The 13,263-nt window shown below is 74.3% G+C and carries 10 protein-coding genes and 3 pseudogenes; 5 read left to right on the top strand and 8 right to left on the bottom strand.

Annotation, left to right across the window (positions count from 1 at the left end):
- Positions 1 to 96: 96 nt before the first annotated feature.
- Complete coding sequence (locus D7044_RS24230) at positions 97 to 1,227, bottom strand: sulfite oxidase (protein WP_120690302.1); 1,131 nt, start codon at positions 1,225 to 1,227, stop codon at positions 97 to 99.
- 199 nt (positions 1,228 to 1,426) lie between these two features.
- On the bottom strand, positions 1,427 to 2,062 hold the full coding sequence (locus D7044_RS24235; RefSeq protein WP_120690303.1) for an SAM-dependent methyltransferase: 636 nt from the start codon (positions 2,060 to 2,062) through the stop codon (positions 1,427 to 1,429).
- Between the two features lie 271 nt (positions 2,063 to 2,333).
- Between D7044_RS24235 and D7044_RS24240 the strand changes: the two are divergent.
- Positions 2,334 to 2,855, top strand: a pseudogene (locus D7044_RS24240) (murein hydrolase activator EnvC family protein); the annotation flags it as partial.
- Between the two features lie 36 nt (positions 2,856 to 2,891).
- Here the strand turns inward: D7044_RS24240 and D7044_RS24245 are convergent.
- From D7044_RS24245 to D7044_RS24265, 6 genes and pseudogenes are all read right to left on the bottom strand, one after another.
- Positions 2,892 to 4,073 (bottom strand): aminotransferase class V-fold PLP-dependent enzyme, encoded by a 1,182-nt coding sequence (locus D7044_RS24245; protein WP_120690304.1) that lies wholly within the window; start codon positions 4,071 to 4,073, stop codon positions 2,892 to 2,894.
- Positions 4,074 to 4,117: 44 nt separating this feature from the next.
- Positions 4,118 to 4,615 (bottom strand): annotated as a pseudogene (locus D7044_RS33580) (tyrosine-type recombinase/integrase); the annotation flags it as partial.
- A gap of 224 nt (positions 4,616 to 4,839) precedes the next feature.
- Positions 4,840 to 5,257, bottom strand: a pseudogene (locus tag D7044_RS33585) (site-specific integrase); the annotation flags it as partial.
- 75 nt (positions 5,258 to 5,332) lie between these two features.
- The gene (locus tag D7044_RS24255) at positions 5,333 to 6,532 is read right to left on the bottom strand and encodes a DNA-processing protein DprA (RefSeq protein WP_120690306.1); all 1,200 of its coding nucleotides are present in this window, start codon (positions 6,530 to 6,532) and stop codon (positions 5,333 to 5,335) included.
- Positions 6,533 to 6,744: 212 nt separating this feature from the next.
- On the bottom strand, positions 6,745 to 8,265 hold the full coding sequence (locus D7044_RS24260; RefSeq protein WP_120690307.1) for a YifB family Mg chelatase-like AAA ATPase: 1,521 nt from the start codon (positions 8,263 to 8,265) through the stop codon (positions 6,745 to 6,747).
- 33 nt (positions 8,266 to 8,298) lie between these two features.
- Positions 8,299 to 8,658: a YraN family protein gene (locus D7044_RS24265; RefSeq protein WP_120677236.1), complete on the bottom strand. Its 360-nt coding sequence runs from the start codon at positions 8,656 to 8,658 to the stop codon at positions 8,299 to 8,301.
- A gap of 254 nt (positions 8,659 to 8,912) precedes the next feature.
- Between D7044_RS24265 and D7044_RS33105 the strand changes: the two genes are divergently transcribed.
- The 4 genes from D7044_RS33105 (at position 8,913) to pyrH (ending at position 13,202) form a co-directional block, all read left to right on the top strand.
- On the top strand, positions 8,913 to 10,208 hold the full coding sequence (locus tag D7044_RS33105) for a hypothetical protein (protein ID WP_233565113.1): 1,296 nt from the start codon (positions 8,913 to 8,915) through the stop codon (positions 10,206 to 10,208).
- A 282-nt stretch (positions 10,209 to 10,490) separates the two neighbouring features.
- A complete protein-coding gene (gene rpsB, locus D7044_RS24275) occupies positions 10,491 to 11,321 on the top strand; it encodes a 30S ribosomal protein S2 (RefSeq protein ID WP_120677234.1) in 831 nt (276 codons plus the stop codon).
- Positions 11,322 to 11,456: 135 nt separating this feature from the next.
- Positions 11,457 to 12,284, top strand: a complete 828-nt coding sequence (gene tsf, locus D7044_RS24280) for a translation elongation factor Ts (protein WP_120677232.1) — start codon at positions 11,457 to 11,459, stop codon at positions 12,282 to 12,284.
- A gap of 150 nt (positions 12,285 to 12,434) precedes the next feature.
- A complete protein-coding gene (pyrH, locus tag D7044_RS24285; RefSeq protein ID WP_120677230.1) occupies positions 12,435 to 13,202 on the top strand; it encodes a UMP kinase in 768 nt (255 codons plus the stop codon).
- Positions 13,203 to 13,263: the final 61 nt, after the last annotated feature.

Consider the following 13,263-nt stretch of genomic DNA (forward strand, 5'->3'; position numbering starts at 1 on the left):
CGAACCCGAGCCTCGCGCTCCGTGCCATCGGCAACTCCGGCCCCCGCCCGCCGGCACCGGCGGACGACCTAGCCCGCCGGCCCCGGCCACCGGCAGCTACTCCGGAACCACGGTCACCGCGACGCGCTGGACCATGTTGTTGGCGAAACCGCCCCGGTTCCACGGCTGCTCCACCGGCTGCGTACGCCCCGAGGCGTCCGTGGCCCGCGCGCTGAGCACATAGCGGCCGGGCTGCGGCGACCACTCGTAGCGCCAGCGCCGCCAGGCGAAGTCGCCGTCGGTCGGCTCGTCCAGAGTGGCCGGTGCCCAGGTCTCGCCGCCGTCGGTGGTCACCTCGACGGACACCACGGGTGCGTGGCCCGACCAGGCCCGACCGTCCAGCGTGCACAGTCCCGGCCGGAGCACCCGGGCGCGGGACATGAAGTCGGGGAAGCCGGGCGGCCGCACCAGGGCCCTCGGCTCGATCCGGGTCACCGGCACACCCGGGTCGTCCGCGTTCTGCCGCAGCCGGTACGCCTGCGCGTTCTGGTAGCCCTCGAACGTCTCGGTCAGCACGCTGATCGAGTGGAGCCACTTGACGTGCGCCATGCCGTACCAGCCCGGAACGATCAGCCGCAGCGGGGCGCCGTGCTGCGGCAGCAGGGGAGCACCGTTCATCTCGTACGCAAGCAGCACCTCCTCGCGCAGCGCCTCCGCCACCGGCAGCGCCCGCTGGTAGTCCTGCTCCACGCCGCGCTCGATGCCGTGGTCGGCGCCGGTGAACACCACGTCGACCGCGTCGGCGGAGATCCCCGCCGCACGCAGCAGCGGTGCGAGCGGCGTACCGGTCCACTCCGCGTTCCCGACCGCCTCCACCAGCCAGGGCTGGCTCACCGGCCGGGGGTCGAGCAGCGCCCGGCCGTTACCGGCGCACTCGAGGGTGACCCGCCGGGTGACCCGGGGACGCTCGCGCAGCTCGGCCAGGCTCAGCGTCAGCGGCCGGTCCACCACGCCGTCGACGGTGAGCGCGTGCGTCGCCCCGTCCAGCTCCGGGATGTCGTAGTGGATCAGCAGGTAGTGCAGCCCGGCCGGGGTGACGTCGTAGCGCAGCGCCTCCAGCGGGATGCCGTGGTTACGGGCGGCCAGCTGCAGCTCCTCGCCGCTGATTCCCTCCCCGCGCTCGGCAAGCCGGGAGGGCCCGCTGACCTCGGCCGTGGCCGGCCGGTCCAGGTCGTCGACCGCGGTCATGGTGTACCCCCGTCCCCACGGCGGCTGCTCCACCGTGCCGCCCCAGCTTAGGCCGGGTCGCCGCCGTCCAGCACCCGCGCCCTCGGGGCCGGTGGGGACCGGAGTGCACCTGCTCCCGGGTGTGACGGTCGCCATGGCCCGCGTCCGAGCCGATCGCCGCCGGGACACCCGGGCCGGGTGTCTCATCCCCGGGTCTCGCTCAGCCGTGATCGACGAACTCGAAAATCCGCTCGCCGGCGGGGAGCGGCCGAGGCTCGCCGAGGAAACGGTGCACGCCCACGCCGACCCGGTCGGCCGGGGAGATCACCGCGACCGGCGTGAACTCCTCCTCCGCGAACCAGTCGCAGATCGCGGGAACCAGGTCGGGCGCGCGTCGGTGCCGGGTCCAGAAGACGGTGCCACCGGTCGCGCAGAGCGACGCGCAGTGCCGGACGGTGGCACGGACGTCCGCGTCGGAGATGTTGCCGAAGACACCGCACATGAGCACGAGATCGGCCGGGACGAGGTCCGCATAGACATCGGTGCGGGCGGCGTCGTCGACCACCACCTGCACCCCGGGCAGGCCGGCGGCGGTCGCGGCGGCGGCCGCGATCTCGGCGTTGCGGGCATCCAGCTCGACCAGGCGGGCCGTCACGTCGTCCCGGCGCGGATGGGTGGCGAGCACCGGGATCAGGTCCCGCCCCTGACCGGCGCAGAGGCTGACGGCGCGCAGCGGGCCGGCCGGGGCCTGGTCCAGCGCGTCACGGAGGTGCCGTCGTACCTCGGTCAGCCGTCGGGCGAGTGCGGAGCCCGGCCGGTCGTAGTCGTCGTGCCACGCGTACCAGTCCCGACTCATCGCGTCAGCCTAGGCGAGGCGCATAGCACGGCGACCGCATCGGGCGGGCACTGTCCACAAGACGCCTGCCCGTCCACAGGGGAGGTGGGAGCCGCGTCGCCGCCCGTCGACGCGCGGCAAACTGCGGCTCATGCGACCGCCCCCGCCGATCCGTACCGCCGCGCTCCGCCGTACCGCGCCGCCGCGTCATGCCGCCCCGGCACACCCCCGTACCGCGCCACGGTCGTGCCGCAGGGCCGCCTGGTGCAGGCTGCCGATATCGCTCAGCGTCATGCTCCTCCTAGCCACGCCGCCGGCCGCGGTGGCCGCGCCCAGCGACGGCGACCGCCCATCGACGGACACCACCGTGGCAGGACGTTCGCCGCTGCCGGCCGCGAGCGGGTTCCGGTGGCCGGTCGACGGGCCGCCCCGGCCGGTACGCCCCTTCGACCCCCCGCCGCGGCCGTGGCTGCCCGGACATCGGGGCGTCGACCTGGCGGTCGCGGCGGGTTCGCCGGTGCGGGCCGCCGGGCCGGGCACCGTGCTCTTCGCCGGGATGGTGGCCGGGCGGCCGGTGGTCACCGTCGGGCACGCCGACGGGTTGCGGACGACCTACGAGCCGGTGCGGCCGTCGATCACCCCCGGCGACCCGGTCCCCGCCGGGGCGCCGCTCGGCGTCCTGGAGACCGGCCATCCGGGCTGCCCGGCGGCGGCCTGCCTGCACTGGGGACTGCGCCGCGGCGCGGAGTACCTCGACCCGCTCGCGCTGCTCGGCCTCGGGCCGGTCCGGCTGCTTCCTCTCAACGGCTCGCCGATCGGGAGCGCCGAGCAGCCCGCCGGTGCGGCCCCCTCAGCGCTGGGCGAGCAGCGGCGGCAGCCGAACGGCGAGGCGCTCGTACTCGTCGGGCGAGTTGTAGACCTGCCCGCAGAGGCGCAGCCAGCCCTCGCCGTTCCAGGACATCACCGCCACCTCGGTGGCGAGCCGTTCGGCGATGCGTTGCTGCAACGTCCGCGCTGCCTCGATGGTCGTGGCGAGGTTCGGCGGCAGCGGGATGAGCCGCATGGCGACCTCGGGCCCGCCCGGGTCCGGCAGCAACTCCGGCGCTACCCCGAGCGCGTCCCCGACCACCCGCTGGCCGTACCGGGCCAGTCGGGCGTTGTGGGCGCGTACCCGGTCGACACCGAGGCTGCGCAGCGCGAACGCGCCCACCGGGGCGGCCAGCCACGAGGTGTAGTCCTGGGTCGCCTGCCACTCCAGTCGGGCGGGAAACCCGGCCTCCTGCTCCCAGGAGACCACCAGCGGCTCGATCCGTTCCCGCCACGACGGCGCCACGACCAGCACCGCGGTGCCGCGCGGGGCGTACGCCCACTTGTGCAGGTTGCCCACCCAGAAGTCGGCGCCGACGCTCGCCACGGTCGTGGGCAGCATCCCGGGCACGTGCGCCGCGTCGACCAGGACCGGCACTCCCTGCTCGTGCGCCACCGCGACGATGGCGGCGGCCGGGAAGAGCCGGGCCGTCGCCGAGGTGAGCTGGTCGACGACGAGCAGGCGAGTCCGGCCCGGGCGCAGGGCGTCCCGCACGGACTGGACGACCTCCTCGTTCGTCGCGTCCAGCGGCACCGGCATCACCCGGCTCACCGCCCCGGTGCGGCGGCACTCCCGGTCGATGGAGAGCGTGACGGCGCCGTACCCGTGGTCCGTGCTCAGGATCTCGTCATCGGGACGCAGCCCGAGCGACTGGAGCACCACGGCGACGCCGGTTGTCGCGTTGCCGACCAGCGCGGTGCCGTCGGGGTCCGCGCCGAGGAAGGTGGCCAGGTGCCGGCGAGCGTGCGCCACCCGATCGTTGAGTCCCTGGGTGAAGAAACGCAGCGGGTTGGCCTCCATCTCGTCGCGCAGCCGCTGCTGGGCACGCTGCACGACGATCGGCACCGCACCGAACGAGCCGTGGTTGAGGTGACTGACCGCCGGATCCAGGGAGAAGAGCAGACGGGCGCCCGGAATCGGCTCCGGTGGCTGCGGGACGCTCACCCGGTGATCGTAACGGCGGGTCGATCATCGACGGCGGGGATCGGTCAGGCGCGGGGATGGGCCTGCCGGTAGGCGGAGCGCAGCCGCTCCACCGAGACGTGCGTGTAGATCTGGGTGCTGGCCAGCGAGGAGTGCCCGAGCAGCTCCTGCACCGCGCGCAGGTCCGCGCCGCCTTCGAGCAGATGGGTGGCGGCCGAGTGGCGCAGCCCGTGCGGGCTGGTCCGGGGGAGCCCCGCCGCCTCCGCGTAGCCACCGACGATCCGTCGGGCGGTCGTCGGGTTGAGCCGGCCACCGCGCGCGCCGAGCAGGAGCGCGTCCGCCGAGTGCCGCGCCGCCAACGTCGGGCGACCGTGCCGCAGCCAGTCGTCGAGCGCACGCTGGGCTGGCGCCCCGTACGGCACGACGCGCTCCCGGCCGCCCTTGCCCAGCACCCGGATCACCCGGCGCGTGTGGTCGACGTCGGCGAGGTTCAGCCCGCACGCCTCACTGACCCGTACGCCCGTGGCGTAGAGCAACTCCAGCAGCGCCCGGTCCCGCAACAGCACCGCCTCGTCGACGCCGTCTACTGGCCCTCCACCCGTGCGGCCATCGGCGGAGCCGAGGTCGGTGTCACCGGCGCCGGCCGGGTCGGTGGCGTCGGCCGTTGCGCCGTCGGCGTCGCGTCCGGTGCGCGAACCCGTCGCCGCGGAGCCGTCGGTTGCCGCCACCCCGCCGGCGGATGGTCGGCGACCCTGCGGCGCCGCGTCGTCGACGAGCCGACCGGGGGCTTCGACCAGCGCGGCCGCCTGGTCGGCGCGGAGCACCCCGGGCAGCTCCCGATGCGCGCGCGGGCTGGCCAGCGGCGCACCCACATCGGACGGCGAGCGGCCGGACCGGTGCGCCCACGCACTGAACACCCGGGCCGAAGCCGCCCGCCGCGCCAGCGAGCTGCGGGCGGCCCCCGTCGTCCGAAGCCGCGCCAACCAGCTGCGCAGCACCGCAAGGTCCACGGCCGCGACGTCAGCGCAGCCCATCCGGGCGGCGTGGTCGAGGAGCGAGACCACGTCGGTGACGTACGCCCGCACCGTGTGCGCGGAGCGGTTACGAACCCCGGCCAGGTGGTCGGCGAAGTCGTCCACGGCGTCCCGCAGCGGCGGCGGCAGCGCCGCGTGGAGGGCGCGGGTGCCGCGTGCCGCCCCGCTCACCGCCCCCGCGCCATCGAAGTGCCCGGAGCGCGACCGTTCGGCGTGCGCCCGATCGTCGGCTGGCATGCGCAGAGCCTACGGGCCCGCCGCCCGGACAGCTGTCGACCGGGGCGGAGGAGCCAGGGCGTAACCCTCCTCGCGGCGCACCACCAGGGCCAGCTCCTCGAGCAGGGACAGCTTCCGCAGCGTGGTCCGCAGGTCCAGGCCGGCCCGCGCCGCGAGCCGCTCCACCCCGGCCGTGCCGCGGCGCGGCATCGCCTCCAGCACCGACCCGGCCTCGTCGTCGAGCGGGTCGGTCGGCCGGTCCGGGCCACGCGCCGGCGGCGCCAGGTCCACCCCGATCCGACCCACCTCCTCCAGCACGTGCGCCACGCCGGTGACCAGGCGGGTCTTCGGATGTTCGCGCATCAGCTCGTGGACCCCCACGGACATCGCCGACGTGACCGGCCCCGGCACCGCCATCGTCGGACGCTCCATGGCGAGGGCCCGGTGCGCGGTCTGGGTGGCACCGCTGCGCGCCGCCGCCTCCACGACCACAGTTCCGAGCGTCCCGGCGGAGATGACCCGATTGCGGATGAGGAACCGGGACCGCAGCGGATCCGCCCCGGGTTCCCACTCACTCACCAGCAGCCCACTCTCCGCGATCCGCTCGAAGAGGGCGGCGTTGCCCATCGGATACGGCCGGTCCACCCCGCAGGCGAGCACCGCGACGGTGAGCCCACCCGCGGTGAGCGCGCCCCGGTGCGCGGCGGCGTCGATGCCGTACGCGCCACCCGAGACGACCGTCCAGTCCCGGTCCGCCAGACCGTAGCCGAGCTCGGTGGCGACGTGCGTGCCGTAGCCGCTGGCGGCCCGCGCACCCACCACGGCCACCGAGCGCTCCAGCGCCTCGGCCAACGGCCACGCACCACGCACCCAGAAACAGAGCGGCGGCGCGGTCTCGGTGTCCACCCGGCGATACGCCTCGGGCAGCTGGAGGCCGTGCAGGTCGGCAACGCGCGCCGGCCACTCCTCGTCCTCCGGCGTGACGATGCGCGCGCCGAGCCGCGCCGTGCGCTCCACCGCCTCGGCCGCCAAAGCCCGCGGATCGCCGCCGGCCATCCGCGCGGCCACCGTGGCCCGGAGCTTCCGGTCCGGCGCGCCACCGTCGAGGAGCAGCTCCAGCGCGGCCACCGGCCCAAGCTCGTCCACCAGCTGGTGCACCGACCGGGTGCCCGGCTCGGTCAGCCAGGCCAGCGCGATCCGGGCCAGCGTCCGTTCCTCTCGCCCGCTCATGCCGGCGCTCCACCGGCCCGCGGCACGTCCGCACGGGGTCTGATGATCCGCTTGCTCATGTCGGCGCTCCGCTGCGCTGCGTCGTGTCCGACGGGTTCGAGGGCGTGCCGGCCTGCGGCACGTCCGTGCCGGGTCCGAAGATCCGCTCGCTCATGTCGGCGCTCCGCGGCGCTGCGTGCCGGCACGAGCACCGGGTCGGATGGATCGTTCGCTCATGTCGCGTCTCCCGTTCGCAATTGAATCGCCTCCAGCACGTCGTCGCGGGCCGGTCGGGACCGGCCGTCCAGGTCCGCGATGGTCCAGGCCAGCCGGAGGACCCGGTCGAAGCCCCGCGCCGAGAGCGAGCCGGAGTCGAGTCGGGCACGCAACTCGGCCGTGTCGGGCGCGGGCAGCCGCCACGGCGGCCGGCGCAGGTGCGGCCCGGGAACCTGGGCGTTGAGCTGATGGCCGAGGCCCGCCCAGCGCTCCGCTCCCGCCGCTCTGGCCGCCGCCACCCGGCCCGCCACCACCGCCGACGACTCCCGGTCACCCGCGCCCGCCAGCAGCTCGGCGGCCCGTACCGCCGGCAGCCGGACCTGCACGTCGATCCGGTCCAGCAGTGGCCCGGAGAGCCGGCCGAGGTAGCGCCGCCGGGCGAGCGGGCTGCACTCGCAGTACGCGTCGCCGGCGGGCTTCGCGCACGGGCACGGGTTCGCCGCCAGCACCAGCTGCGTGAGCGCCGGGTACTCGGTGCCGCCCCGGGTACGGGCGAGCTGGACCCGGCCGTGCTCGAGCGGCTGACGCAGCGCCTCCAGGGCCCCCTTGCCGAATTCGGGCGCCTCGTCGAGGAAGAGCACCCCGCGATGGGCCAGCGACACCGCGCCCGGACGGGCGAGACCGGAGCCCCCGCCGACCAGCGACGGCACGGTCGCGGTGTGATGCGGCGCCTGGAACGGTGGCCGGCGCAGCAGCCGACCCCCCGGTGGGAGCAGCCCGGCGATGGAGTGCAGCGCGGTGACCTCCAACGCGGCCTCGTCGTCGAGCTCCGGCAGGATCGACGGGAGGCGCTCGGCGAGCATGGTCTTGCCGGCGCCGGGGGGCCCGAGCAGCGCCAGGTGATGTCCGCCGGCCGCGGCGACCTCGAGAGCGCGTCGCCCGAGCTCCTGCCCGGCCACGTCGGCCAGGTCGGGCCCGTCGCCGATCGGCGGCGACTCCCCGACGGGTGGCTCGATCAACGGCGCGCCGTCGCGTACGAAGGTGACCAGCCGGTGCAGCGTGTCGACGGCACGTACCCGCACGCCGGGGATGACGGCCGCCTCGGCCGCGTTCCCCGCCGGGACGATCACCCGCTCGATCCCGGCCCGGGCCGCGGCGGCGACCATCGGCAGCACTCCGCGCACCGGGCGGACGGTGCCGTCCAGCCCCAGTTCACCGAGGACCACCACCCGATCGAGGGGCAGCAGCGGGAGCTCACCCGAGCCGCCGAGCAGCGCCGCCGCGATCGCCAGGTCGAACGCCGAGCCGAACTTCGGCAGGGTGGCCGGCAGGAGGTTCAGGGTGATGCGGCGGTTCGGCCAGCGCTGACCGGAGTTGACCACGGCCGCCCGTACCCGGTCCCGGGCCTCGTGCAGTGCGGTGTCCGGCAGCCCGGAGATCACCACTGCGGGCAGTCCCGCGGCGAGGTCGGCCTCCACCTCCACGAGGTGACCGGCGACCCCGACCAACCCGACGCAGAGCACCTTCGCGTAGCTCATCGGGCACCCGCGCCCACGGTGCGAGCGCCCATCTCAGAACGCCCCCTTCAGGTGCTCGACCCGGGCCGGGCCGGCGTCGGGAAGTCGCACCGAGAGCACGTCGAAGCGGATCTCGTCGGCCGTCGTACCGGTCTGCGCCAGCCAGCGGGCGGCGAGGCCGCGCAGCCGCCGGGCCTTGGCCGGTACGACCGCCTCCGCCGGGCTGCCGAACTCGCCGCCCCGCCGGGTCTTCACCTCGCAGAAGGCGAGCACCGGCCCGTCCCAGGCGATGATGTCGATCTCGCCGCTCGGGCAGCGCCAGTTTCGGGTCACCGGGCGTAGCCCCGCTGCGATCAGGTGCCGGAGGGCGCACCGCTCGCCGTACGCGCCGACCGCCTGGTTCCGCGTCGTCATGGCCGCGACGATGCCGCTCCGGGGACGTGCTCGGCGATCCCGGGCGAGCCCGCCTGTGGACGACGGCCGCGCTGTGCACAACCGGATGATCATGCTGGTCTCGTGCTACAGGGGACCGTCGCTCACGCCGGTACGTGCAGGGTGGGACGCCGTGCGCCGGGCGGGACGCCGCCGGATGCGAACCAGGTGTGCGCGGTCGCCGCGCGCCGGGGTGGGCTGACGGCCGCCGAGACACTTCGCATACGGTGCGGCACGTGGACGGACGACGGAGCTTCCCCGACGATCAGGAATTGCGCTGGTACGCCGACGAGCGCGGCCGTGACTACGAGCCGGACTGGCCCGGCGTTGCGGAGCGCCAGCGGGACGAGGAGTCCCGCGTGCCGGAGCAGCGCGGCGCCACCGAGGAGCCCCGGTACGGCGACGGCACCCCGTACCGCGAGCCGGTCCGCTTCGGCGCGGACGCCGAGCCCGCCCGGTTCGCTCCGGCCGACCTGCCGGGGCGGGCGCCGGGGGGCGAGTCCGGCCGGTTCGCGGCGGGGGAGTCGGACGCCGGACGGTTCGGCGCGAACGATCCGGACTCACTGCGTTTCCCCGCGGTGAACTCCGACGGTGGGCGGCCCGAGCCGGCGACCGGCCAGCTCGGGACGACGGACTCGCGCCACGGTGCGCCGGAGCGGGAGTCCCGGCGGCATGCCGCCGTCGAGCCGGAGCGGTTCAGCGCCGCCGCCGAGCCCGAGCGGTTCAGCGCCGCCGGCGAGGCGGTGCGGTTGCCGGTGGGCTCGCGCGGGGAGGTCGAGCCGGGGCGTTCCGGCGCGGGTTCGCGCGCGGAGGACCAGTCGGCACGGTTTCCGGTCAACGCGCGTCTCGACGAGCCGGGCCGGTTCGAGGCGGCGCAGCTCGGGGTGGCCGGCGACGAGCGAGCCAAGTCGTCCGGTTACCGGGCGGAGCAGGCCTCGGGCACTGATTCGGACACGTCGGACTCGGGTGACCTGAGCGGGCGTCGTGCGCTCCGGGAGGTGGCGGGCTCGGACGCGGCGTGGGAGAGCGCGAGCGCCGCCCCGGCCGAGGCCGTCGAGTCCGTGCCGTCGTCCCCGCTGGCCGGCTACCCGATCGTCGACGCCGGCCGGGGGGAACCGTCGCCCGCGCTGGACGTGCCGACCGGCCCGATGCCGTCCGTCGGTCCGCGAGGCGAACTGCCCTACCTGGCGAGCGGCGTGCCGGACCCGGGCGCCCGGCCGACCGGCGACGGGGTCTATCGGACGCGTCGTCCGGTTCTCGCCGTCTTCTTCGCGCTGCTGGTCCTGGTCTTCGAGGCCCCGGCGTTGCGGTTGCTGGCGCACGGGGTGACGGGAGATCCGGTCTCCGCGGGGAACGTGGTGGCCGGAACGTTCCTGGTGGCCGGGCTGCCGATCTTCGCAATCGGGCTGTACGGGCTCCGTACCGGCGGATTGTCCCTGGCCGAGGGGAGCCGGGGTTGGCTGCGGCCACCGACGGCCTACCTGACGGTGGCCCTGGTGCTCTTCGTCGCGGCCGCGCTCGCGGCCGGCTGACCGGTACCGCGCTCGCGGGGCTCCGGTGCGGCTCGCGCCGTGCCCCGGAACGCGGCGCTCCCTGCCGCGCACCCGCGGGCTGCGCAGCGGGCAAGGGGCGTACACTGGTCGACTGGCGACCGCCACGCGCGGTCGACCTCGCGTGCCCTCTCCACGGTTCGTCGTGGGGCGACGGCCTCCCTGGTCCCGATCTTGGTCGGGCCCATCATGGCCGGCGATCGGGCGCCAGGACGCCCGGCCGCCGGCCGGGCGGGACAACCAGGGACAACAAGGAGTACCAACATGGCCGTCGTGACCATGCGTCAGCTGCTGGAGAGCGGTGTCCACTTCGGGCACCAGACCCGGCGCTGGAACCCGAAGATGAAGCGCTTCATCTTCACCGAGCGCAACGGCATCTACATCATCGACCTGCGCCAGACCCTCGACTACATCGAGAAGGCGTACGACTTCGTGCGCACCACGGTGGCCGAGGGCGGCAGCATCCTCTTCGTCGGCACCAAGAAGCAGGCTCAGGAGGCGATCTCCGAGCAGGCGACCCGGGTCGGCCAGCCGTACGTGAACCACCGCTGGCTCGGCGGCATGCTGACCAACTTCCAGACCGTGTACAAGCGGCTGCAGCGGATGAAGGAGCTTGAGGCCCTCGGTGACCTGAGCGGCACCGCCGCCGGTTACACCAAGAAGGAGACCCTGCAGCTCTCCCGCGAGAAGGACAAGCTCTCCCGCACCCTGGGTGGTCTGCGGGACATGCAGAAGCTCCCGGCCGCGATCTGGGTGGTCGACACCAAGAAGGAGCACATCGCCGTCGACGAGGCCCGCAAGCTGGGCATCCCGGTGATCGCCGTGCTCGACACCAACTGCGACCCGGACGAGGTCGACTTCCCGATCCCGGGCAACGACGACGCCATCCGCTCGGCCGAGCTGCTGACCAAGGTCGTCGCCGCCGCCGTCGCGGACGGTCTGATCGCCCGTTCCGGCCGTCGCCGGGGCACCGACGAGAAGCCCGAGCCGGGTGTCGCCTCCGACGAGCCGCTGGCCGAGTGGGAGCGCGAGCTGCTCGAGGAGCCGAAGAAGGCCGACGAGCAGGAGCAGCCGGCGGCGGCCGCCGCCGAGTGACCGCGCGTCGCTGCCCCGCCGTCCGCTCTTTGACGACGGCGGGCAGCGGCGGCCCGGTCGGGCACATTCGGCCCGGATCCGGGTAATCGGCACCTCCGACCATCCACCCGCCGTCTCAACATCGAAGAGAGAGCCATGTCTGAATTCACCGCCGCGGATGTGAAGAAGCTCCGCGACCTCACCGGCGCCGGCATGATGGACAGCAAGAAGGCGCTGACCGAGGCCGAGGGCGACTTCGACAAGGCCGTCGAGATCCTGCGCGTCAAGGGCGCCAAGGACGTCGGCAAGCGGGCCGGCCGTACGGCCGCCAACGGTCTGATCGCGCACTCCGGCCAGGCGCTGCTCGAGCTCAACTGCGAGACCGACTTCGTGGCCAAGACCGACTCGTTCATCGCGCTGGCCCAGCAGTTGGTCGAGCACGGCGTCCGCTCCGGTGTCAGCAACGCCGAGGAGCTGCTCGCCAGCGAGCTGGACGGCAAGGTCGTCGCCGACCTGATCCAGGAGCAGTCGGCCAAGATCGGCGAGAAGCTGGTGCTCAACCGGTTCGCCAAGCTCGACGGCACCACCGCCGTCTACCTGCACCGTAAGGCCCAGGACCTGCCCCCGGCGGTCGGTGTGCTGGTGCAGTACGCCGGCAAGACCGACGAGGCGGGCGACGCCGACGCGCGCGGTGTGGCCATGCAGATCGCCGCGATGCGCCCGCAGTACCTCGCCCGCGAGGAGGTGCCGGCCGAGGTCGTCGAGTCCGAGCGCCGCATCGCCGAGCAGACCGCCCGCGAGGAGAACAAGCCCGAGGCGGCGCTGCCGAAGATCGTCGAGGGCCGGGTGAACGGCTTCTACAAGGACTTCGTCCTGCTGGAGCAGTCGTCGGTGACCGACAACAAGAAGTCGGTGAAGCAGGTGCTGGCCGAGGCCGGCATCGAGGTCACCCGCTTCGTGCGGTTCGAGGTCGGCCAGGCCTGAGCCGCCACGGGCGCCTCGGCGCCCGTGGGCAGGAACGTCGACGAGGAGGTCGCCGGTGTACGTGACAGGCACCGCGGCCTCCTCGTCCCATAGGGTCGGCAACGGCAGTTTCGCGGCGCACGACGCGCCGGTGTGGGAAAGGGCGGGCGGATGACGCAGGTTGTGAGTGACCGGACGCTGGCGGTGGAAGACCCCACCGCCCCGCCGCCTGGCCGGGCTCGTCGGGTGGTGCTCAAGCTCTCCGGCGAGGTCTTCGGCGGAGGCGCGATCGGTGTCGACCCGGACGTCGTCCAGGCCATCGCCCGGCAGATCGCCACGGTGGTCCGTCGGGGTGTGCAGGTCTCCGTGGTGGTCGGCGGCGGCAACTTCTTCCGCGGCGCCGAGCTGCAGAAGCGTGGCATGGACCGGGCGCGCGCCGACTACATGGGCATGCTCGGCACCGTGATGAACTGCCTCGCCCTCCAGGACTTCCTGGAGAAGGAGGGGATCGAGACCCGGGTGCAGAGCGCCATCACCATGGCCCAGGTGGCCGAACCTTACATCCCGCTGCGCGCCATCCGGCACCTCGAGAAGGGACGGGTGGTCATCTTCGGCGCGGGCGCCGGCATGCCGTACTTCTCCACCGACACGGTCGCGGCGCAGCGCGCTCTGGAGATCCACGCCGACGTGGTCCTGATGAGCAAGAACGGCGTCGACGGTGTCTACACCGCCGACCCCCGGATCGACCCCACCGCCAGCAAGTTCGACTCGATCACCTTCTCCGAGGTGCTGCGCCGCAATCTTCGGGTGGCGGACGCGGCGGCGTTCAGCCTCTGCATGGAGAACGGCCTGCCGATGCTGGTATTCGGCGCGCAGGGGGAGGACACCATCGTGCGCGCCGTCGGTGGCGACAAGATCGGCACCCTGATCACCGCCTGAGCGGTCGCCCCCTGGCGACGGCAGCGGTCCTCCGACACACAGCAGAGCCCACCACGAGCAC

The organism is Micromonospora musae (genome assembly GCF_003626635.1).
Taxonomy (GTDB): Bacteria; Actinomycetota; Actinomycetes; order Mycobacteriales; family Micromonosporaceae; genus Micromonospora; species Micromonospora musae.

Excerpts from the sequence above, each read along its gene's own strand:
- D7044_RS24230 (WP_120690302.1), bottom strand. The coding sequence starts at position 1,227 with ATGACCGCGGTCGACGACCTGGACCGGCCGGCCACGGCCGAGGTCAGC.
- D7044_RS24235 (WP_120690303.1), bottom strand. The coding sequence starts at position 2,062 with ATGAGTCGGGACTGGTACGCGTGGCACGACGACTACGACCGGCCGGGC.
- D7044_RS24255 (WP_120690306.1), bottom strand. The coding sequence starts at position 6,532 with ATGAGCGGGCGAGAGGAACGGACGCTGGCCCGGATCGCGCTGGCCTGG.
- D7044_RS24260 (WP_120690307.1), bottom strand. The coding sequence starts at position 8,265 with ATGAGCTACGCGAAGGTGCTCTGCGTCGGGTTGGTCGGGGTCGCCGGT.
- D7044_RS24265 (WP_120677236.1), bottom strand. The coding sequence starts at position 8,658 with ATGACGACGCGGAACCAGGCGGTCGGCGCGTACGGCGAGCGGTGCGCC.
- rpsB (WP_120677234.1), top strand. The coding sequence starts at position 10,491 with ATGGCCGTCGTGACCATGCGTCAGCTGCTGGAGAGCGGTGTCCACTTC.
- tsf (WP_120677232.1), top strand. The coding sequence starts at position 11,457 with ATGTCTGAATTCACCGCCGCGGATGTGAAGAAGCTCCGCGACCTCACC.
- pyrH (WP_120677230.1), top strand. The coding sequence starts at position 12,435 with ATGACGCAGGTTGTGAGTGACCGGACGCTGGCGGTGGAAGACCCCACC.